A 20808-nucleotide genomic window follows, 5' to 3' on the forward strand; every position below is an offset into this window, starting at 1 on the left:
CTCCTATAGATGTGAAGGGTTGGACGGGGAGCCGGGCTTGCGCTGTGCCGCACGCATCTGCATGCGCAACCGGTCCGGGCCGCAGGCGTTTTCACCCGCATTGCCGCCGAACGTCACCGCTTCTTCTTCCCAGATGCGGTCGAGCGCGGCGAGGTCGTTCGGGTCGTCTTCTTCCTGCCGAAGCAATTCTCCGACGAGGCTCTGGTCCGGCTTGGCGTTGGCGACATGCAGGAGCGCCGCAAAGGCGTTGGCATAGGGCGACTGGCGCTTGCGCAGCCGCTCGCCGATGGCCGCCGTGATATGGCCGGTCTGGGTGAGAAGATCATGGATTTCCTCCGGCGAGCGCGTCGACAGGAACTCGAGAAACAGCGGCAGATAGTCCGGCAGTTCCCTGGCATCCACCACAAAGCCGTTGTCGTCATACATCTTCATCAGGTCGACCATGGCCTGGCCGCGATCGCGGCTTTCACCATGCACATGCTCGAAAAGATGCAGCGACAGCGACCGCGTGCGGTCGAAAAGATGCACATAGCGTTCCTGCGCCTCGTAGAGGTCGCAGTCGCAGACATAATCGACAAGACTGTCGAGAAGCCTGCGGATGCCGGGCGAAAGCCTTTCCCCGGCAAGCGCCTCTTTCAGCTCCTCTCCGCCCAGTTGCAGCTCGGGCGTGGGATAGGAAAGCAGCAGCGAAATGATTTTCAGGGTCCTGTTCATTACACCTGCTCCCTGAAAATATCGGTCGGCGTTTGGACCACTTTCTGGCGCTTGGCACCGAACAGATCTTCCGTCGACGTGCCGCCCGAGCAGCCATTGCCGAAGGTGAAGCCGCAGGAGCCGCGCACGTCATAGGCGTCCTCGGTGATTTCACGATGCGTCGTCGGGATGACGAAGCGGTCCTCGTAATTGGCAATCGCCATGATGTGGTACATTTCCTCGATCATCGCGCCGCTCATGCCGACGCGGTCGGCAATCGCCTCGTCGATGACGCCATCGACCGTCTTGGCGCGCATATAGGCGCGCATGGCGAGCATGCGTTCCAGCGCCGAGATGACCGGCTCTTCCTTGCCTGCGGTCAGGAGATTGGCGAGGTAGCGGACCGGGATGCGCATGGAGCGGACATCCGGCAGCGGGCCGTCCATGCCGAGCTTGCCGGCAGCCGCAGCCGATTGCAGCGGCGAAAGCGGCGGCACATACCAGACCATCGGCAGGGTGCGGTATTCGGGATGGAGCGGGAAGGCGATCTTCCAGTCCATCGCCATCTTGTAGACCGGCGAATGCCTGGCGGATTCCAGCCAGGCTTCCGGCACGCCGTCCTTGCGCGCCTGTTCGATCACGGCAGGATCGTTCGGATCGAGGAAGATGTTGAGCTGTTCCTGATAGAGGTCCTGTTCATTGGCCGTGGAAGCGGCCTCCGAAATACGGTCTGCATCATAGAGCATCACGCCCAGATAGCGGATGCGGCCGACACAGGTTTCCGAACAGACGGTCGGCTGGCCTGCTTCGATGCGCGGATAGCAGAAGATGCACTTCTCGGACTTGCCCGAGCTCCAGTTGTAATAAATCTTCTTGTAGGGGCAGCCGGAGACGCACATGCGCCAGCCGCGGCACTTTTCCTGATCGATCAGGACGATGCCGTCATCCTCGCGCTTGTAGATCGCGCCGGACGGGCAGGCCGCAACGCAGGTGGGGTTGAGGCAGTGCTCGCACAGGCGCGGCAGGTACATCATGAAGGTATTTTCGAACTGGCCGTAGATTTCCTTCTCGACGCCTTCGAAATTGTAGTCCTTCGAGCGCTTGGCGAACTCGCCGCCGAGAATTTCCTCCCAGTTCGGCCCCCATTCGATCTTTTCCATCCGCTCGCCGGAAATCAGCGAGCGCGGGCGGGCGGTCGGCATGGTCCTGCTTTCGCCTGCCGTCTGCAGATGGCCGTAATCGAAGTCGAACGGCTCGTAATAGTCGTCGATTTCCGGCAGGTCCGGATTGGCGAAAATCTTGGCGAGGATGCGCCATTTTGCGCCCATCTTCGGCTCGATCTTGCCGTTCTTCTTGCGGACCCAGCCGCCGTTCCACTTCTTCTGGTTTTCCCATTCCTTGGGAAAACCGATGCCGGGCTTGGTCTCAACGTTGTTGAACCAGGCATATTCCACGCCTTCACGGTTGGTCCAGACGTTCTTGCACGTCACCGAGCAGGTGTGGCAGCCGATGCACTTGTCGAGATTGAGCACCATTCCAATTTGCGCACGGATTTTCATTCTGCTGCCTCCTTCACGGCGGAGTTGCGGTTGCCTTCTTCAAGCGGCCCTTCCATCCAGTCCACATGGTCGAGCTTGCGCACGACCACGAACTCGTCGCGGTTGGCGCCGACGGTGCCGTAATAGTTGAAGCCATAGGATTGGTGGGCGTAGCCGCCGATCATATGCGTCGGCTTGGTGATGATGCGGGTGACGGAGTTGTGAATGCCGCCGCGCTGGCCGGTGAGCGGCGAGCCGGGCGTATTCACGATCTTCTCCTGCGCGTGATACATGAAGATGGTTCCATCCTTCATGCGCTGGGAGACGACCGCACGGGCCACGATGGCGCCGTTGGCGTTGTAGACTTCCACCCAGTCATTATCGACGATGCCGGCCTTTGCCGCATCCGGCTCCGAAATCCAGACAACCGGCCCGCCGCGATTGAGCGTCAGCATCAGGAGATTGTCCGTATAGGTGGAGTGGATGCCCCATTTCTGGTGCGGCGTGATGAAGTTCAGCACCAGATGCGGCTGGCCGTCCGCCTTTTCGCGGATTGCCGGATTGACCGTCTTGGTGTCGATGGGCGGACGATAGACGCAGAAGCCCTCGCCGAAGGCGCGCATCCACAGGTGATCCTGATAGAGCTGCTGACGGCCGGTCAGCGTGCGCCACGGGATCAGCTCATGCACATTGGTATAGCCCGCATTATAGCAGACATGCTCGGATTCGAGCCCCGACCATGTCGGCGAGGAGATGATCTTGCGCGGCTGCGCGACGATATCGCGATAGCGGATCTTCTCGTCTTCCTTGGGAAGAGCCAGATGGGTGTGGTCGCGGCCTGTGAACTTCGACAGCGCTTCCCATGCCTTGACCGCCACTTCGCCGTTGGTTTCCGGCGCAAGCGAGAGAATGACCTCGGTTGCGTCGACATCGGTATAGATGCGCGGACGCCCTTCGGTTGCGCCCGGCTCATGAACCCTGCCGTTCAGCTTGCCGAGAAGCTCGACCTCATGCTCGGTGTTCCACGAGATGCCCTTGCCGCCATTGCCAAGCTTGTCCAGAAGCGGCCCGACGGAGGTATAGCGCTTGTAGAGGTTCGGATAATCGCGCTCCACGACCACGACCGATGGCATGGTCTTGCCGGGGATCGGCTCGACTTCGCCCTTCTTCCAGTCGAGAACATCCTTGGGCTGCGCCAGTTCGCCCGCCGTGTCATGCAGGGTCGGCACCAGAACGATGTCCTTCTCGACGCCCAGCACTTCCGGCGCCACTTCCGAGAACTTCTTCGCGATGCCCTTGAAGATGTCCCAGTCGCTGCGTGCTTCCCATGCCGGGTCGGCGGCACTCGACAACGGATGGATGAAGGGATGCATGTCGGAGGTATTGAGGTCGTTCTTTTCGTACCAGGTGGCAGTCGGCAGAACGATATCGGAATAGACGCAGGTCGTGGACATGCGGAAATCGAGCGTGACCAGAAGGTCGAGCTTTCCTTCCGGCGCATTCTCATGCCACACGGCCTCGCGGCTTTCCTGCGCGCCTTCCTGTCCCAGATCCTTGCCAAGCAAGCCGTTGGACGTGCCGAGCAGGTGCTTCAGGAAATATTCATGCCCCTTGCCCGACGAACCGAGCAGGTTCGAGCGCCAGACGAACATGTTGCGCGGCCAGTTGGCCTCGTGGTCCGGGTCCTCGCAGGACATGGTGACAGTGCCGTTCTTCAAGGCATTCGCGATGAAGTCCTTCGGCTCCTTGCCCGCTGCGGCTGCCTCTCTGGCAAGCTCCAGCGGGTTGGTCTGGAGCTGCGGCGCGGAAGGCAGCCAGCCCATCCGTTCGGCGCGGATGTTGTAGTCGATCATCGTGCCTTCCCACGCCCCCTCGGGCGCGGTGGGCGAAAGGATGTCCTGCACCTTCACGGTCTCGTAGCGCCACTGGTCGGTATGCGCATAGAAGAACGAGGTGGAGTTCATGTGGCGCGGCGGACGGTTCCAGTCCAGCGCGAAGGCAAGCGCGGTCCAGCCGGTCTGCGGGCGCAGCTTTTCCTGTCCCACATAATGGCTCCAGCCGCCGCCCGACTGGCCGATGCAGCCGCACATCACCAGCATGTTGATGATGCCGCGATAGTTCATGTCCATGTGGTACCAGTGGTTGAGACCGGCACCGAGAATGACCATGGAACGGCCATTGGTCTTTTCGGCATTGGTTGCAAATTCGCGGGCGACGGCAATGATCTGGTCGCGCGGGACGCCCGTGATCTTCTCCGCCCAGGCCGGTGTATAGGGCAGGCCCTCGTCATAGGACCTGGCGGAGTTCTCGTCGCCAAGCCCGCGATCGAGGCCGTAATTGGCGGCGAACAGGTCGAACACGGTCGCGACCAGCACTTCGCCCTTCTTCAGCTTGAGCTTGCGGGCCGGGACCTTGCGCACCAGCACGCTGTCATGGTCGGTGCCTTCAAAATAATCGTGCTCGCGATTGCCGAAATAAGGGAACGCCACATCGGCGACGGCATCGTGCGCGCCCGCCGCAATGAAACTCTTGGCGAGTTCCACATCCTTACCCCGGCCATCCTTTTCTTCAAGGTTCCACTGGCCGTCATCGCCCCAGCGGAAGCCGATGGAGCCCTGCGGGGCAACATAGGTACCCGATCTCGTATCAAAGGCGACCGTCTTCCAGTCGGGATTGTTGGCCTCGCCCAGATCGTCCTTCAGGTCCGAGGCGCGCAGGAAGCGGTCCGGCACGTAGCGTCCGTCCTTCTTCGAGAGCATGACCAGCATCGGGAAGTCGGAATATTTGCGGCAATAATCCTCGAAATAGGGAACCTGCCGGTCGAGATGGTATTCGCGCAGGATCACATGGCCAAGCGCCATGGCAAGGGCGGCGTCGGTGCCCTGCTTCGGGTGCAGCCAGAGGTCGGCGAACTTTGCGGCTTCCGAATAGTCGGGCGAGACCACGACCGACTTGGTGCCCTTGTAGCGCACTTCCGTATAGAAATGCGCATCCGGCGTGCGGGTCTGCGGCACGTTGGAACCCCAGAGCATCAGGAAGCCCGCATTGTACCAGTCTGCCGATTCCGGCACGTCGGTCTGTTCGCCCCATGTCATGGGTGACGCGGGCGGCAGGTCGCAATACCAGTCATAGAACGACATGCAGACGCCGCCGAGCAGCGACAGGTAACGCGAACCCGCCGCATAGGACACCATCGACATGGCCGGGATCGGCGAGAAGCCGATCACGCGGTCCGGGCCGTATGTCTTGGCCGTATAGGCATTGGCGGCTGCGATGATCTCGTTGACTTCTTCCCACGTGGCGCGAACGAAGCCGCCGAGACCGCGCACCTTCATATAGTCGGCGCGCTTGGCCGGGTCCTGCTGGATCGCAGCCCAAGCTCCGACCGGCGTTTTCAGCGCACGTTCCTTGCGCCACAGTTTCAGGAGGCGCGAGCGGATCAGCGGATATTTCACGCGGTTGGCCGAATAGACATACCAGCTATAGCTTGCCCCGCGCGAACAGCCGCGCGGTTCGTGGTTCGGAAGATCGGCGCGGGTGCGCGGATAGTCCGTCTGCTGGGTTTCCCAGGTGATGATGCCGCCCTTGACGTAGACCTTCCACGAGCAGGAGCCGGTGCAGTTCACGCCATGGGTGGAGCGCACGATCTTGTCGTGCTGCCAGCGCTTGCGATAGGCGTCTTCCCAGTCACGGTTTTCGTTGGTGGTGACGCCATGGCCCTCCGAGAAGGTGCCGACATTCTTGCGCGCAAGAAAGTTCAGGCGATCGAGGAGTAGACTCATGATTTTATCCTCATTTTGGTTCGTTAGGCGGCAGCAGCGGCTGGCTTGCTGCGGTGCTCCACGTCGTAGAGCAGCCCGCCTTTTCGGGTGTAGACGCCCCAGGTGATGACGAGGCATGTCACGTAGAAGATCAGGAAGGCCCAGAGTGCGGCTTCCGGCCCGCCGGTCATGCTGATCGAGGTGCCGTAGCCCTTCGGAATGAAGAAGGCGCCGAAGGCAGCGATGGCCGAGGTGAAGCCGGTGATGGCCGCGGATTCCTTGTCCGCTTCGTGGCGGCGTTCTTCCGCGGTGGCCTTGGGCATGAGCCTGTCCATTTCCTTCGACATGATCGCCGGGATCATCTGGAAGGTGGAGGCGTTGCCGATGCCGGTTGCGAAGAACAGCAGGATGAAGGAAGCGAAGAAGCCCCAGAACGCGTTCGGCTGATCCTTGATGCCGACGAAGTAGAGCACGCCCGCCACGCCGATCATCATCAGCACGAATGCCCAGATGGTGACGCGCCCACCGCCGTATTTATCGGCAAGCCAGCCCGAACCCGACCGCGACAGCGCGCCGACGAGAGGCCCGAGAAAGGCGAACTGAAGCGCATTGACTTCCGGGAAGAGGATGTTGGTCAAAAGCGGGAAGCCTGCCGAATAGCCGATGAACGAGCCGAAGGTTCCCGTATAGAGCCAGCACATGATCCAGTTGTGCCTGCGGCGGAAGATGACGGCCTGATCGGCAAACGAAGCCTTGGCCGATGCGATGTCGTTCATGCCGAACCAGTTGGCGAAGGCCGTGATGATGATGAACGGCACGAAGAAGAACCCGGCATTCTGCAGCCACAGCGGTGCGCTGCCCGCTTCGGTCGCGACCATTGCCGGATCGCCGCCGAGCTTGCCGAAGATACCGGCGGTGATGACCAGCGGCACCACGAACTGCACGACGCTGACGCCGAGATTGCCGAGGCCCGCATTGAGCGCTGCCGCATTGCCCTTCTCGTGCTTGGGGAAGAAGAACGAGATGTTGGACATGGAGGAGGCAAAGTTGCCGCCACCAAAGCCGCAGCAGAGCGCCAGCAGAAGGAAGATGAAATAAGGCGTGTTCGGGTTCTGCACCGCATAGCCGATGCCGATGGCCGGAATGACCAGCGACCAGGTGGTCAGTGTGGTCCACAGGCGACCGCCGAAGATCGGCACCATGAAGGAATAGAAAATGCGGAAGGTCGCGCCCGAAATGCCGGGGAGCGCTGCCAGCCAGAAGAGCTGGTCGGTCGTGAACTGGTAGCCCACCAGCGGCAGCTTCGCCACCACCACGGACCAGACCTGCCAGATGGCGAAGGACAGCAGAAGCGCGGGGATCGAAAGCCACAGGTTGCGCCTGGCGATCTTCCTTCCCTTCTGCTCCCAGAAGGCAGGATCGTCCGGACGCCAGTCGGTGAGGACGGAATCGCCTTTTGCCGGCTTGATTTCGGCCTTCTTCAGGCCCTGCAATTCGGCGAAGGCCGGAAGTTCTTCCGTGGCCGCGCCTTGCGAGGCGCGTTCCATCTGGCGGATCGAGACATGCATCCATGTGAACGACACGGCGACGATGACGAAAAGCAGCATGAAGCAGCTTGTCCAGAGGCCGGTCTGATCGAGGAGCACGCCGAACAGGATCGGCAGGATGAAGCCGCCAAGGCCGCCGATCATGCCCACGAGGCCGCCGACAGAGCCGACATTGCCCGGATAATAGACCGGAATGTGCTTGAAGACCGCAGCCTTGCCGAGCGCCATGAAGAAGCCGAGGATGAAGACGGTGATGGTGAAGCCGATCACGCCCATTTCGGCATGGAAGGCCAACGGGCCGTTATCGCTCTGGATGACGTAATCCGTCGGCGGATAGGACAGCACGAAGGTTGCGACCAGCGAGACGGCGAAGGTCCAGTACATGACCCGGCGCGCGCCATAGACATCCGAAAGATGCCCGCCATAGGCGCGGAACAGGCTGGCCGGGACGGAGAAGAACGCCGCGATGATGCCTGCCAGGCGAATATCGACGCCATAGACATGGATCAGATATTGCGGCAGCCACAGCGCGAGTGCCACGAAGGCGCCGAAGACGAAGAAATAGTAGAGCGAGAAACGCCAGACCTGCACATTCTTCAGCGGTTCCAGCTCCATCAGCGTGCTGGTGGGCTTTATGCCCTTGAGACGGCGCTCGACCAGAACCGGATCGTCGCTCGTGGTGAAATAGAAGATGAGCGCCATGACGACCATCGCCGCCGCCCAGACTTCCGCGACCGCGTGCCAGCCAAACGCAACCATGACCATCGGCGCGAAGAACTTCGTCACCGCCGAGCCCACATTGCCCGCGCCGAAAATGCCCAGCGCGACGCCCTGCTTTTCCGGCGGATACCAGCGCGACACATAGGCGACGCCGACCGAGAACGACCCGCCCGCCACGCCGACGCCAAGCGCTGCAACCAGCATCTGCGGATAGGTGGTGGCGTAGGTCAGAAGCCAGGTGGCGACCGCCGAGACCAGCATTGTGAGCGTGAAGATGGCGCGGCCGCCATAGCGGTCCGCCCAGATGCCGAGGATGACGCGGATCAGCGATCCGGTCAGGATGGGCGTGCCGACCAGCAGGCCGAACTGCGTTTCGCTCAGTCCAAGCTCGGACCGGATTTCAATGCCGATGATTGCGAAGATGGTCCAGACCGCGAAACAGACTGTAAAAGCGGTCGTACTCATCGCTAGCGCCGTTGTCTGCGCCCTGGGATTTTCCCCTGCGACATGTTGCATAGGCGTACTCCGAATTGAATACCATTGGGAGGTTTCGTATGCACTTATGCGTCGACTGCGAGATGAATACATTGATTAAGATCAATATCTTTAGACTATTCAAGTTGAATTTTAGTTCTTGGTGACTTAAGGACAATAATAAACCGAGTTTGGCCCAAGTATTGATTAATGCATATTGCACGATTGATATTTATCAATTATATTAGCGGGCAATAACTTGCCCCCTGAAGTGAGGATCGATGCGGAGAGAAGAAATCGACGCGCTGAGAAATCTGCCGCTTTTCGCGGACATGGCCGACGCCACGTTCGAGCGGCTGGTGCGCCCGAGTTTCGTGCAGTCGTTTCCGCCCCGCACGACCCTGATCAGGGAGGACGAGCCTGCGGATTTCCTGTTCGTGATCCTGGACGGGCTTGTGCTGATGTCGGCGAAATCGGACGATGGCGAGACCGCGCTGGAGATACTGCGCGCCGAAGACATCTTCATCCTCGCAGCCGTGCTGAACGATGATGTGTGCCTGCAAACCGCGCAGACGCTGACCCCCACCCGCGTGCTGATGGTGCCTTCCAGCCTGGTGCGCGACCTGATGAGCGAGGATGTCGGCTTCATGCGCGCCATCGTTTTTGAAACCGCGCGCGCCTATCGCCGTCTGGTGAAGGAACTGAAGGCGCAGAAGCTGCGCAGCAGCGTACAGCGCCTCGCCAACTGGATCGTCAAGGAATCGCTTTTGAACGACGGCGCCGACGTGGTGATGATTCCTTACGAAAAACGCACGCTCGCCGCCTATCTCGGCATGACGCCGGAGAACCTGTCACGCAATTTCGCGACACTCGGTTCGCATGGCGTCACGGTGCAGGCCTCGGCGATCAAGATCACCAACAAGAACAAGCTGCTGCAATTTGCGGCCCCCTCCCACCTGATCGACAGGCAGGAACCGGCGCGCGCATTCGACAGAATTTGAGATCAGCAGCCTTCATCTTCCTGTCAAACAGAACGACTATCCGGTGACTTTCTCGATCGAACGGGCCGCCGTCATGAAAGCACCTCTTGCTGCACTGTTTCTCGCCCTTGCAACCAGCGCCGTTGCGCATGAAATGCCCAAGCCCGAACTGATCGGCGCTTTCACCCTGCCCACCGGCCTGAAAATCGGCGGCGTCGAATTCGGCGGAATATCCGGCCTCGACTACGACCCGCGTGCAGATGTCTATTACGCCATATCCGACGACCGTTCGGAAAACGCGCCAGCGCGCTTTTACAAGCTCAAGCTCGCCATCGACGGTTCCGGCATGCAGAGCCTCGATATTCTGGAAACGGTTACGCTTCTGGACAAGGCGGGCAAACCATTTGCACTGAAGGACGTGGACCCGGAAAGCATCCGCTTCAATACGGCCACCGGCACCATCTACTGGTCGAGCGAAGGCGACAGGAATGGCAGACCGTTTGTCGGCGAAGCAAAGACCGATGGCAGCTTCATCCGCGAATTTGCCTTGCCGGAAGCTTACATTCCCGACGAGGGCAGGACACGCGGCATCCGCAACAATCTTTCCTTTGAAAGCCTGACGATCACACCTGACGGCAAGACGCTTCTGGCCGGTACTGAAAACGCGCTGGTACAGGACGGGGACAAGGCGACGCTCGACCATGGCAGCCGCTCGCGCATCATCGCCTTCGATCTCGCATCAGGCAATGTGACGGCGCAATATGCCTATGACACCGGCCCGATCTTCACCAAGGCGACTGAGCCGCCCTTCTGGAACGATAACGGCATGTCGGAATTCGTTGCCGATGGAAACGATCTCCTCACCGTCGAGCGCTCCTTCGCCATGGGCGTGGGCAACCGGATCACGCTCTATCGCGCATCCTTCGATGGCGCCAGCAATGTGAAAGACGTTCCGTCGCTCGCCAGCGAGCCGGTAACGCCGCTGTCAAAGCAGCTCCTCCTCCAGCTCGACGAAGGCGATTTCGGCCTCGACATCGACAATATCGAGGCCGTCACCTTCGGGCCGGTGGTGGACGGGAAGAGGACGCTGGTCCTCGCTTCCGACAACAATTTCAGCCACGGACAGGTTTCGCAGTTCATCGCCCTGAAGCTGCCCTGAAGCGACATGACCGGCCACAGCATTTCCAGCTGAAGTGTGGCGCGGTTTTGCGCAGGATGTTCAGGTCCAGAAATAGCGCACGGTGTGGAAGAAGACCGGGGCTGAAAAGACGAGGCTGTCGGCCCGGTCGAGCATGCCGCCATGCCCTTCGATCATGTGGCCCCAGTCCTTCACGCCGCGATCGCGCTTGATGGCGGAGGCGACAAGCCCGCCGAAGAAGCCCATGATGCAGGATGCGGCCGCAAGCGCGCCCGCCTGGAGCGGCGAAAACGGCGTCAGCCAGGCAAGCCCCGCACCCAGAAGCGATGCCGCCGCAACCCCGCCGACAAAGCCTTCCCAGGTCTTTGACGGCGATATGCTGGGCGCGATGCGATGTTTGCCGAACAGCTTGCCGAAAATATATTGCAGCACATCGCTGCCCTGCACGGTGGCCACCAGAAACGCGATCAGCAGCAGTTTCTTGCCGTCGAACCCGGGAATATCCAGCGTCATCAAGGCCGGTACATGGCTGATGCAATAGACCGACAGCATGATGCCCCATTGCTGCTCGCTGATGCGTTCCAGAAAGCGCGACGTGTCGCCGGAAAGCGCCGTCAGCACCGGCATTGCGAGGAAGCAATAGACCGGGATGAAGATGGAATAGAGCCCGTACCAGTCGATCCAGATCAGGTAATATTGCACTGGAATGACCAGCAGGAACATGCCGAGCAGCACGCGGTGGTCGGCGCGCCTTGTCTGGGTCAGCGTCGCATATTCGCGGAGGGCCGCGAACGAGATCATCGCGAACAGCACGATCACGCCACCCTTCCCGAACAGGAAAGCGACGCACATGGCGCCAACCATGATCCACCATGCCTTGATGCGGGCATTGAGATTGACCAGCGTGGATGAAAGCGGCTTCGGCGCGCGCCATGAAAGAACACCGGCCACGGCGCTTGCCGTTATCAGAACGCCCATGAGGCCAAGGAATAATCGGGTTGTTTCGCTCATGGCTGTTTACCGTTACGGGGCTGTATATCGAGAAGGCTCTGGCGGGCGCGGGCGAGAAATTCCTTGCGGTCCTCACCCTCGCGAAGCTGGACCGGCGCGCCGAAAACGACACGGCACAGAAGCGGCACCGGCAGCATCGCGCCCTTGGGCAGCACGCGCGACATGTTTTCGATCCAGCATGGCACCAGTTCGACATCGGGGCGCGCCAGCGCCAGATTGTAGATGCCGGAGCGAAAGCGCAGCAGCGCCTCGTCTGTCATGTTGCGCGTGCCTTCGGGAAAGATGATGAGCGAATAGCCGTCGGCCAGCGCCTTCAGCATCACTTCCATCGGGTCCTGCGTGCGTTCCACCCAGTTGCGTTCCACAAGCACGGTGCGCAACAGAACTTCCGCCATGAACTGGCGCACGCGGTTGCCCCGCCAGTAATCCGCGCCGGCGACGGCACGGGTGCGCGCGCGTTCTTCCTGGTCGAGACAGGAAGAGAGCAGGATGAAATCGCCATGACTTGTGTGATTGGCAAAATAGATGCGCTGGTTGCGCGACGGGCCAGTGCCGCTCCAGATCGGCCGCACGCCGGTAATCCCCCGCGACAGGATTGCCAGAAACGAACCGAAAATCGATTGCACCTGATGCCGGATCAGTTCCCGCATGTCACAGCCCCTGACCCGATGGCACCACGGCCAGCAGAATGAAAAGCACGATCTCAACCCCCATGAAGAACCGCAGGCGCTCCACGATGCGCCGCGAACCCTCGATCCTCGCCGCAAGCGGACGAACAGGACCGGCATGGGTGCGCAGGCCCATGCGTTCCAGAATTCGGTCCACCTCGCTCAGGCCCGTTTCGCCGGAAGCGGCAATCAGCCGGAAAAGCGCTGCATCGAACAGAAGATGCGCCGCGATACCGAGCACGATCAGCGCGCTTGCAAGCAGCAGCGGCCAGATCAGCCAGAAAGCCAGATCGTGCACCGGGCGCAGGAAGGGCGCGACCGCAAGAAGAACCACCGCGACGGCAATGCCGGGAAAGGCGTTGCGGCGCAGCCAGACCGCCGTGGAGGATGCAGGCGCGTTCATGCCGCCTCCCCCGCCAGATGCAGATGAACGGGCCAGCCTTTGGCGCGGATCAGCGTTTCTGCTTCTCGCGCATTGGCCACGCGGCCAGTCGAGACGAGCCAGGCCACCGCAACCGTGGCGCTGCGCTGGAAACCGAGCGCGCAGCAGATGAGAACCGGACCGTGATGGCGAGCCGCTTCAACAGCATCGGCGGCCAGTTGCACTTTTTCCGATGGCGGCGCGACCATATCGATCGCGGCAAAGCTCTTCCATTCCGCGTCATGCGGCGGCGGCACCATTTCAGCGGCCAGATCGATGACGGTCGCGAAGGATGAAAGTTCTGCGGCTCTAGGAAAACGCCCCAGAAACACCCCGTCGGCAAGCTCCACATGCGGCGGCAGCCTGCGGGTCCAGAACCGCACATTCAGCCCGGCAAAAAGACGATAGGGCCAAAGGAGCCAGCGGCTTGCAAGACTGACCGATCCATCCGTCTGCTTCTGGAAAATGCCAGCACCGGCCCCGAAATAGCCAAGCGCCACGATGGCCAGCGCGGTTGCGGGCCAAAGCCAGAAGATCGCATAGCCAGTCATGCTGAGGCCATGAATGCCGAGCGCGAGAAAAAGCACAGCGCCCGCCAGATAATATAGACCCAGCCGACGCGCTTTTGGGTTCGTGGTCAACTGAAAACCGGCAAATGGTGACGACCCACTACGCGGAAAAAGCCACAGGGCAAACAGGCCGAGCAAAGCGCCTGCCGGAATATCGACCGCGTGGTGCTGATAGGTGGTCAGCACCGACAGGCCGATCAGCAGGCACCAGACATGCCAGACCACGCGCACGGCGCCGCCCATCACGCGGCGCATCTGGTCCCAGATGATGATCAGAAGCGCGATATGCAGCGAAGGTGCCTGATTGAAGGGTTTGTCGAAACCGCCGAGCACATCGAACATGAAGCCCGGAATGCCAGCCGTTGCCGGTTTTACGAAGGTCGCCGTCAGCGGAAAGGCGACGAAGCAGAGAACAGCGATGATCTGAGCCGCCAGATAACGCTTCGCCAGCCGGTCCACCTGTTCCGGACTGTCATTGACGAACAGCGCGACCGCGTAGAACAGATTGACCGACCAATAGGGCACGATGCTCCACGCGATGAACGGAACCCGGTTTTCCCACGCGAAGGCAAGGTTCGGCACATGGCTTTGCTGCGATGCGAGCCAGTTGGCCGTGCCGTATGTCAGGTAGAAGAAGGGAGCGAGAAACAGAAGCCAAAGGATGGCGCGACGGACCACGGGCCGCCGCGAATATCCCTCGCGTTCCGTCAGATGCACCGTCACGCCTTGCCGTCTCCGACCCGCTCTGCAATCGAGACGGTGAAAATGCCCCACTGATCGATGCGCTGTTCGATCTTGCGATAGCCTGCCTTTTCGACAAGCTGGTCCATCTCGCCCTGCGTGCGGCGGCGCATCACCCATGCCTCGCCGCCGCGATGCGAGGTCAGCGCCCGCGCGATCATTTCAAGCTGCGGATGCCATGGCTGGTTGGTGTAGATCAGCAGTGCGCCGGGCTTCTGCACGCGGGCAAGCCCCGACAGCGAACGATTGATCAGTGCATTGTCGGGGAAAAGCTCGTAAAGACCGGACACGATGGCAAGGTCCGGCTGCGGCGTGACAGCGGCAAGGCTTTCCTCGTTGAAAGCATCGCCCTCTTCCATATGGGCAATGGCCTCCAGCCCGCGATCCCTGATGAGCTTGTTGCCCGCCAGCACATTGATCGGCGAATAGTCGCGCAGATGGATGCTGTCCGGCATCGCGCCGGCGCGCACCACCGCGTCGATCACGTAGCGGCCATGGCCGCAGGCAATATCAAGAATATTGGTCGAGCGGCCTTCGCTCTTCAGCCGGTTGATCGCCACGCCGATCAGTTCTTCCAGATGCACCTTGCGCTGCCGGATGCCCCGCCAGCCGATCGCTTCCAGAAACTGCCTGTCGATGAGCTTGCCGCCCGGTCCAATACCGCGCGCTTCGTTCTCATAAACGTAATCGAGCGTCGAACCGGAATCGAAGCCGGTGCGCCTGCCGACTTTCAGCCCTTCCGAAAACAGTGCGCCGAAGGCTATCGAAGCCCGCGTCGACGCCCAGTAAAGCCCCTGCGCCGTCAGAAGCGGCAGCGGGGTCGACAGCCGGTCCGCCTCGTCGCGCGTGTGGCCTGCAATATGCGCTTCCGTCAGGTCGGCGCGCTGCGGCGCTTCGGCAAAGCGCGCCTCGATGAAATCATGAATGCGTTCGATGGCCGGTTTGCGATCCCGCTCGCCCAGCGTGTCGTGGTAGAAGCCCTTGAGCACGTGCCGCTCCTTGATGCGGCTGCCGAGGTTCTCGAAGAAGCGATGTTGCGGCGCGGGGCGCACGACGAAATCGCTGCCGGAGATGAGCAGTTGCGTCGGAACGGTAATCGCCCGCGCATCGTCCACCACGCGCTTCGCCGTCTCGTAGAGTTGCAGCAGGATATGCGATGCAATGGGCCGTGCGATCAGCGGATCGGTGCGATAGGATTCGATGCGTTCCGGATCGTGGGTCAGGAACTGCGGCTTGACGTAGGAATTGACGTAGAAAGTGCCTTTCAGCTTCTGCCACAGGCCGATGCCTTCCTTGGCGAATGGCACATAGAGCTTGATGTCGAAGGCGGGCGAAGCCAGCACCAGCGCCCGGATATTCGGCGCATAGTCATGCACCCATGCGGCAGCAAGCACCGCACCGACGCTCTGCGCGATGATTGCCACGTCCTCGATGGCCGCGCTGGTTTCCCGCCGGATATGGGTGACGAAACTGTCGAGATCGCGGATCGACGCGCCGAAGGATGGCGAGAAGCCGCGCACGCCCGGCGACTGGCCGTGGCCGCGCGCATCCCAGGCATAGAAGGCGTAGTCATCCAGCCCCAGCTCATCGACGAGGTGCGCGACACGGCCGCTATGCTCGTGCCCGCGATGCAGCAGGACGATGACGCCTTTCGGCTTTCCGGAAAGCGCCGGCCAGAAACGGTAGAACAGCGACGTGCCGTCATGGGTCGCGAACCGGCTTTCCTGCGCCACGCGATGCGGTTTTACTGCCTGCTCGTCCATGCATCCCTCTCCACAGCGTTTCCTCGCGAGGCGGCTGCCCCCAATTTCTATTGAGTGAAACAAAATGTTTGCTTAAACGAGCTGGAGCGAACCGCAAATAGCTGTTCAATACTTATTCTTCGTTTCCCAAGAGATTCTTGATGTCCGTTTATCAACTCAAGTCGCGTTTCCAGAATTTACTGAGGCCGCTGGTCGTGCGACTTGCCGCAGGCGGTGTAACCGCCAATCAGGTTACAGTCGCCGCCGCGCTCGTCTCGATCATACTTGGGGCTTTTCTGGCGTGGAGCGGAAATGCGGCATGGTTTGCGCTCGTCCCGGTCTGGCTGTTCCTCCGCATGGCCCTGAACGCCGTCGATGGAATGCTGGCGCGCGAACATGGGCAGAAATCGACGCTGGGCGCCTATCTCAACGAGATCGGCGATGTGGTTTCCGACGCGGCGCTCTATGCCCCTTTCGCGCTGGTCGCCCCGTTCACCGGCCCGTGGATTTTCGCGGTCATATTCCTTGCCACGCTGACGGAATTTGCCGGTCTTGCCGGGGCTTCCGTGGGTGCGAGCCGCCGTTATGACGGCCCGATGGGCAAGAGCGACCGCGCCGTGGTCTTCGGCGTGCTTGGTGCCTGGATCGCCATCGACGGCACCTTGCCGGACTGGATGTTCTGGCTGCAACCGCTCCTTTGCCTGCTTCTGGCCGCGACCACCGTCAAGCGCATCGCAAACGGAATAAGCGAGACAAAGAACCGTTAAAAGGTACTGGTCCGGGACTGGTATTGACGCAATTGGGGCCTATGTTGGTCCATTCAATTCCAGCTCAATCGGAGGCCATGCCAATGAAGAAAGCTAAAACTGCTTTTCTGTTTGCGGGCATATTCGCATTTTCATCCGCGCAGAGCCCGGCGCTCGCCGCCAGCGACGGCAGTTCCAGCCAGCGCGCCAGAGAAGTCACAGCGGTGGTCAACGCCGTGGCACAGAAGTTGCCCGGCCAGCCTATCAATACGGTGATGTATATCCGCTCCAACAATTTCGAGGTGCTGGCCGGCGACTGCACAGTGCGCGCGCATATCGTCTCGTCCGGCCACAAGGCGAAAAGCACCTCTCCCGACAAGATCAAGGTCCGGCTCAACAAGCGGCGCTGCGCACGCTAACTCCCGTTGAGCTGTGACCTCGCGACGGTCTTGACCACCCAGTCGGCGAAGACGCGCAGGCGGTTGCTCAGATGCCGGTTGGGCGGATAGACCAGATAGATCGGCGTCGGCTCTATCTCCCATTCCTGCAGGACGGGGCGCAGCGTGCCGCTGGCGATATCGTCCTTCACCATGAACAAGGGCGCCTGCACCACGCCGAGCCCGGCCCGCGCGGCGGCAAGATAGGTGGTCGATTCGTTCGCCGCCACCACATAGCGCCCGTTGACCTCGATCTCCTCCGTCCCCTTCCTGAAGCGGAACGGCATCTGCTGGCCGGTCGATGGCCGGAAATAGCCGACCACAGTACAGTCACGGCTGAGGTCCGACGGGTGAAGCGGCGTGGAGCAACGGTCGAGATATTCGGCGGAAGCGCAGGCGATGAAATGCATGTCGCCGATGCGGCGCGCAATCAGCGACTGGTCGGCCAGCTCCCCGATGCGAATGGCGCAATCGACATTCTCCGCCACATAATCGACAGGCCGGTCCGACACGCCGAGATCGATCTGGATATCGGGATAGCGCTGGTGAAACTCCATCAGCGCCGGAATGATGATGAGATTGGCGACCGCGCCCGCCATTTCGACGCGCAGGCGCCCCTTGGGCAAGGTCTGCGCGCTAGACAGGCTGCCGTCGAGTTCGGCAAGATCGGCGAGCAAACGGGCCGCACGCTCGTAATAGAGCGCGCCGTCCGGCGTCACCAGAACGCGGCGGGTGGTGCGATTGAGGAGCTTCGTACCAAGATGGGCTTCCAATCCCTGAATGAGATTGCTGATCGTTGCCTTGGGCATGTTGAGCGAGGCGGAGGCGCGCGTGAAATTCCCGGTTTCGACAACCCGGAGAAAGGCGCGCATGGCCGAAAGCTGGTCCATTATCAAAAAGCCGTTATTGTTCGAGATTCTGGACAGTGTAACCAATTATAGGGGACTATTCCAGTTCATAGACAATGATAATATCTGATCATGGCAGTTTGCCGCTAGCGCATGTCCCCCAAAAGTGGGAACCGGTTTTGGGGCAAGGACTTGCGTGAATACAGCCAGAGCATTTCCGACGATTCCGTTCAGACAGAAATGCTCCGGCGCATCGTGCAGCCCGGTGGAGATCACCTGACAGGCATGAATGCGGCGCAGCAAACAGCCGGAGCGTGGGCGCGAACCATATATAGGCGTGTCCTGCTCCAGACGCATCATTTTCGGACCGGAAGCGTGAAACGGTTTTGCGTTCGGAAATACGTGGAAATAGAATGGATAGGGCGGTCTGGACGATTCCGTGTGACAGAACCGCTTTATACATGAAGGCCAGAAAAGATGTGCGAGAAGTTTAGTGTAGAGACGTTGCAGGTTCATGGGCGACTTCATGGTCAAGCCCAGGGACAGGCGGGCGACTGCACCTGCAAGGCGCGCATCTACCGGGGGACAAAGCTGCTCTCCCCGCCGCCGGTGGTGCTGCACCTTCACGGTGGCGCTTTCTCGGCCAGTTGTCTGGGCGCCTGCGAGCGCGTCGCCGAAACACTTGCCGAGGCGGGTGCGGTGGTCGTGTCGCCGGAATATTCGTCAGCCTGTCTCAACCCGTTCCCGGCGGCGCTTGAGATAGTCTATTCCATCCTGACTTCGATGCGCGCGCGCTGCCCGGAGTTTGCGCACAAGAAGTCGATGCTGTTCGTCGCCGGTGAAGAGGCGGGCGGCAACCTTGCTGCCGGCGTGGCCCTGATGGCGCGCGATCAATATCTGACCGATCTCAAGGGTCAGATACTGCTTTCGCCCATGCTCGACCCCTGCCTCGCCACGGCGTCTTTCCGCAAATATTGCCCGGAAAGCGCCGTCAAGACGATGTCGGATGGCTGGCAGCATTATCTGGGCGAGTGTGCGGGTTTCACCCACCCCTATGCCGCGCCCGCCTTGTGTACCCGTCTTGCTGGTCTGGCACCCACTTTGCTTGTCACCAGCGCCCAGTGCCCGATGCGTGATGAAACGCAGGCCTATGCCGAGCGTCTTCGTCAGGCGGGCGTGAAGGTCCAATCGCATGTCCTGCCCGGAAAAGCCGGCTGGATACCTGAAAACAAGGTGGCGGGCACCGACTGGTCGCCACAGGAGCACAAACTTGTAGACCTGTTTTCCGATTTCTTCCGGCAGGCAGGAGCAAAGGCAATCGCAGCATGACATCAGTTTTAAAGTCCTCCCAAGCTTTGACCTGATGCCCCAATGAAGCCGGCCCCCACCGGTTAGAGCGAAGCTCTAACCTCCTTGATTGAAAGCATAATCAGACCGAACCTCTCCGGTCGGGTTATGCTGCAGGAGATACAACAATGACATCGATTACAGCCCGCCGGGCCCTATGGGGCGCCGGCCTGAGTATCCTATTGTCTGCAGCTGGCGGCGGCGCCATTCTCTTCGGCGCGCCCCACCTCAAGGCCGATGCCGCAACCGATATTTCCGCTCCCCCGCCTGCCGTGCCGGTTTCCGTCGCCAGGGCGGAATCGCGCCGCATTGCGACCTGGGAAGAATTTTCCGGTCGTCTGGAAGCGATCGACCGGGTTGAAATTCGCCCGCGCGTCGGCGGCGCAATCCTGAAAGCCCATTTCCGCGAAGGCGCTCTGGTGAAACAGGGCGATCTGCTCGTCACCATCGATCCCGAGCCCTATGCAGCGGCGGTGGAAAAGGCGAAGGCACAGGTTTCAGCCGAAGAGGCCCGCGTTGCGCTGGCCAAGACGGAACTGGAACGCGGACGCCAGCTCGTCACCACCCGCACCATCGCCCAGAGCGGCCTCGACCAGCGGTCCAGCGCCTATGACGAGGCGCAGGCAAGCCTGCGTTCAGCCAAGGCGGCCCTTCGTACCGCCGAGCTCGATCTTCAATATACGGAAGTGCGCGCGCCGATTTCCGGCCGCGTCGGGCGGCTGGAAGTAACGGCAGGCAATCTGGTTGCCGCAAGTTCCGCCTCGCCGGTCCTGACCACGCTTGTTTCGGTCGATCCGATCTATGCAAGCTTCAGCGCCAATGAGGAAGTCGTCACCAAGGCGCTTGCCAAGCTTGCAGCCTCGCCCGGCGGAAACGCCATCGAGCGCATTCCGGTCCAGATCGGCACCGCTTCCGATGAAGGCACCCCGATTTCCGGTCATATCCAGCTCATCAACAATGAGGTCGATGCCACGACCGGCACGATCCGCGTTCGCGCCGCAATCGACAATCCGGACGGCAGGCTCATTCCCGGCCAGTTTGTCCGCATCCGCTTCGGCGAACCGGAACCGGATGAAAAGCTGGTGGTGAGCGACCGCGCCATTGCCTCCGATCAGGACAAGAAATTCGTCTTCGTGGTCGGGGCCGATAACAAGGTCGAATACCGACAGGTGGTTCTGGGACGCAATTATGACGGCCTGCGCATCATCGAAAGCGGGTTGAAGCCCGGCGAGAATATCGTCGTGAACGGCCTGCAGCGCATTCGTCCGGGCGTGGTCGTCGCACCGCAACCCGTCACCGAAACACTTGCCAAAAACTGAATTAAAACGGCGCGCCTGAGCGCGCGCTAACCGCAAATGCTCAGCCTCAGCAACCCGCGAAATCTGCCGATTTCGCGGGCCGGGAGAGTCTTTGCCCATCCGCCACGG

The 20808-nt window shown here is 60.9% G+C and carries 16 protein-coding genes; 6 read left to right on the top strand and 10 right to left on the bottom strand.

Annotated elements, in window-relative coordinates; translation table 11 throughout:
• Positions 1–3: 3 nt before the first annotated feature.
• Genes narJ through JNC63_RS02545 form a run of 4 tightly spaced genes read right to left on the bottom strand, consistent with a single transcriptional unit; the run spans position 4 to position 8775 of the window.
• The gene (narJ, locus tag JNC63_RS02530) at positions 4–714 is read right to left on the bottom strand and encodes a nitrate reductase molybdenum cofactor assembly chaperone (protein ID WP_006468359.1); all 711 of its coding nucleotides are present in this window, start codon (positions 712–714) and stop codon (positions 4–6) included.
• Entirely contained in the window at positions 714–2252 is a 1539-nt protein-coding gene (gene narH, locus JNC63_RS02535) for a nitrate reductase subunit beta (RefSeq protein WP_006468358.1), read from the bottom strand. The genes narJ and narH overlap by 1 nt, the downstream gene beginning before the upstream one ends.
• Positions 2249–6013 (bottom strand): nitrate reductase subunit alpha, encoded by a 3765-nt coding sequence (locus tag JNC63_RS02540; RefSeq protein WP_006472080.1) that lies wholly within the window; start codon positions 6011–6013, stop codon positions 2249–2251. The genes narH and JNC63_RS02540 overlap by 4 nt, the downstream gene beginning before the upstream one ends.
• Before the next feature lie 23 nt (positions 6014–6036).
• Positions 6037–8775 (bottom strand): nitrate/nitrite transporter, encoded by a 2739-nt coding sequence (locus JNC63_RS02545; protein ID WP_025092112.1) that lies wholly within the window; start codon positions 8773–8775, stop codon positions 6037–6039.
• 239 nt (positions 8776–9014) lie between these two features.
• Between JNC63_RS02545 and JNC63_RS02550 the strand changes: the two genes are divergently transcribed.
• The gene (locus JNC63_RS02550; protein WP_006468355.1) at positions 9015–9734 is read left to right on the top strand and encodes a cyclic nucleotide-binding domain-containing protein; all 720 of its coding nucleotides are present in this window, start codon (positions 9015–9017) and stop codon (positions 9732–9734) included.
• 73 nt (positions 9735–9807) lie between these two features.
• Entirely contained in the window at positions 9808–10872 is a 1065-nt protein-coding gene (locus tag JNC63_RS02555) for an esterase-like activity of phytase family protein (protein WP_025092113.1), read from the top strand.
• A gap of 60 nt (positions 10873–10932) precedes the next feature.
• Here the strand turns inward: JNC63_RS02555 and JNC63_RS02560 are convergent, their stop codons facing one another.
• Genes JNC63_RS02560 through JNC63_RS02580 form a run of 5 tightly spaced genes read right to left on the bottom strand, consistent with a single transcriptional unit; the run spans position 10933 to position 16024 of the window.
• On the bottom strand, positions 10933–11862 hold the full coding sequence (locus JNC63_RS02560; RefSeq protein WP_006468353.1) for a phosphatidate cytidylyltransferase: 930 nt from the start codon (positions 11860–11862) through the stop codon (positions 10933–10935).
• A complete protein-coding gene (locus JNC63_RS02565; RefSeq protein ID WP_006468352.1) occupies positions 11859–12512 on the bottom strand; it encodes a lysophospholipid acyltransferase family protein in 654 nt (217 codons plus the stop codon). Before JNC63_RS02565 ends, JNC63_RS02560 begins: the two co-directional genes overlap by 4 nt.
• Before the next feature lies 1 nt (position 12513).
• Positions 12514–12933, bottom strand: a complete 420-nt coding sequence (locus JNC63_RS02570; protein ID WP_006472077.1) for a hypothetical protein — start codon at positions 12931–12933, stop codon at positions 12514–12516.
• Positions 12930–14243, bottom strand: a complete 1314-nt coding sequence (locus JNC63_RS02575; protein WP_006468350.1) for a phosphatase PAP2/dual specificity phosphatase family protein — start codon at positions 14241–14243, stop codon at positions 12930–12932. Before JNC63_RS02575 ends, JNC63_RS02570 begins: the two co-directional genes overlap by 4 nt.
• Entirely contained in the window at positions 14240–16024 is a 1785-nt protein-coding gene (locus JNC63_RS02580; protein ID WP_006472076.1) for a bifunctional alpha/beta hydrolase/class I SAM-dependent methyltransferase, read from the bottom strand. Before JNC63_RS02580 ends, JNC63_RS02575 begins: the two co-directional genes overlap by 4 nt.
• Positions 16025–16164: 140 nt before the next feature.
• On the opposite strand from JNC63_RS02580, the gene JNC63_RS02585 reads away from it, so the two are divergent.
• Both JNC63_RS02585 and JNC63_RS02590 read left to right on the top strand, forming a co-directional pair.
• Positions 16165–16770, top strand: coding sequence for a CDP-alcohol phosphatidyltransferase family protein (locus tag JNC63_RS02585; protein ID WP_006472075.1), 606 nt, complete (start codon positions 16165–16167; stop codon positions 16768–16770).
• An 83-nt stretch (positions 16771–16853) separates the two neighbouring features.
• A complete protein-coding gene (locus JNC63_RS02590) occupies positions 16854–17168 on the top strand; it encodes a hypothetical protein (RefSeq protein ID WP_006472074.1) in 315 nt (104 codons plus the stop codon).
• On the opposite strand, the gene JNC63_RS02595 is transcribed toward JNC63_RS02590, so the two are convergent.
• A complete protein-coding gene (locus JNC63_RS02595) occupies positions 17165–18076 on the bottom strand; it encodes a LysR family transcriptional regulator (RefSeq protein WP_006468346.1) in 912 nt (303 codons plus the stop codon). The genes JNC63_RS02590 and JNC63_RS02595 overlap by 4 nt on opposite strands.
• Positions 18077–18511: 435 nt before the next feature.
• Here JNC63_RS02595 and JNC63_RS02600 point away from each other — a divergent pair, with 435 nt between their 5' ends.
• A complete protein-coding gene (locus JNC63_RS02600; protein WP_006468345.1) occupies positions 18512–19363 on the top strand; it encodes an alpha/beta hydrolase in 852 nt (283 codons plus the stop codon).
• 146 nt (positions 19364–19509) lie between these two features.
• Entirely contained in the window at positions 19510–20700 is a 1191-nt protein-coding gene (locus tag JNC63_RS02605; protein WP_006468344.1) for an efflux RND transporter periplasmic adaptor subunit, read from the top strand.
• The last annotated feature ends 108 nt before the right edge of the window (positions 20701–20808 follow it).

The organism is Brucella ciceri (assembly GCF_041930145.1).
Lineage (GTDB): Bacteria > Pseudomonadota > Alphaproteobacteria > Rhizobiales > Rhizobiaceae > Brucella > Brucella intermedia.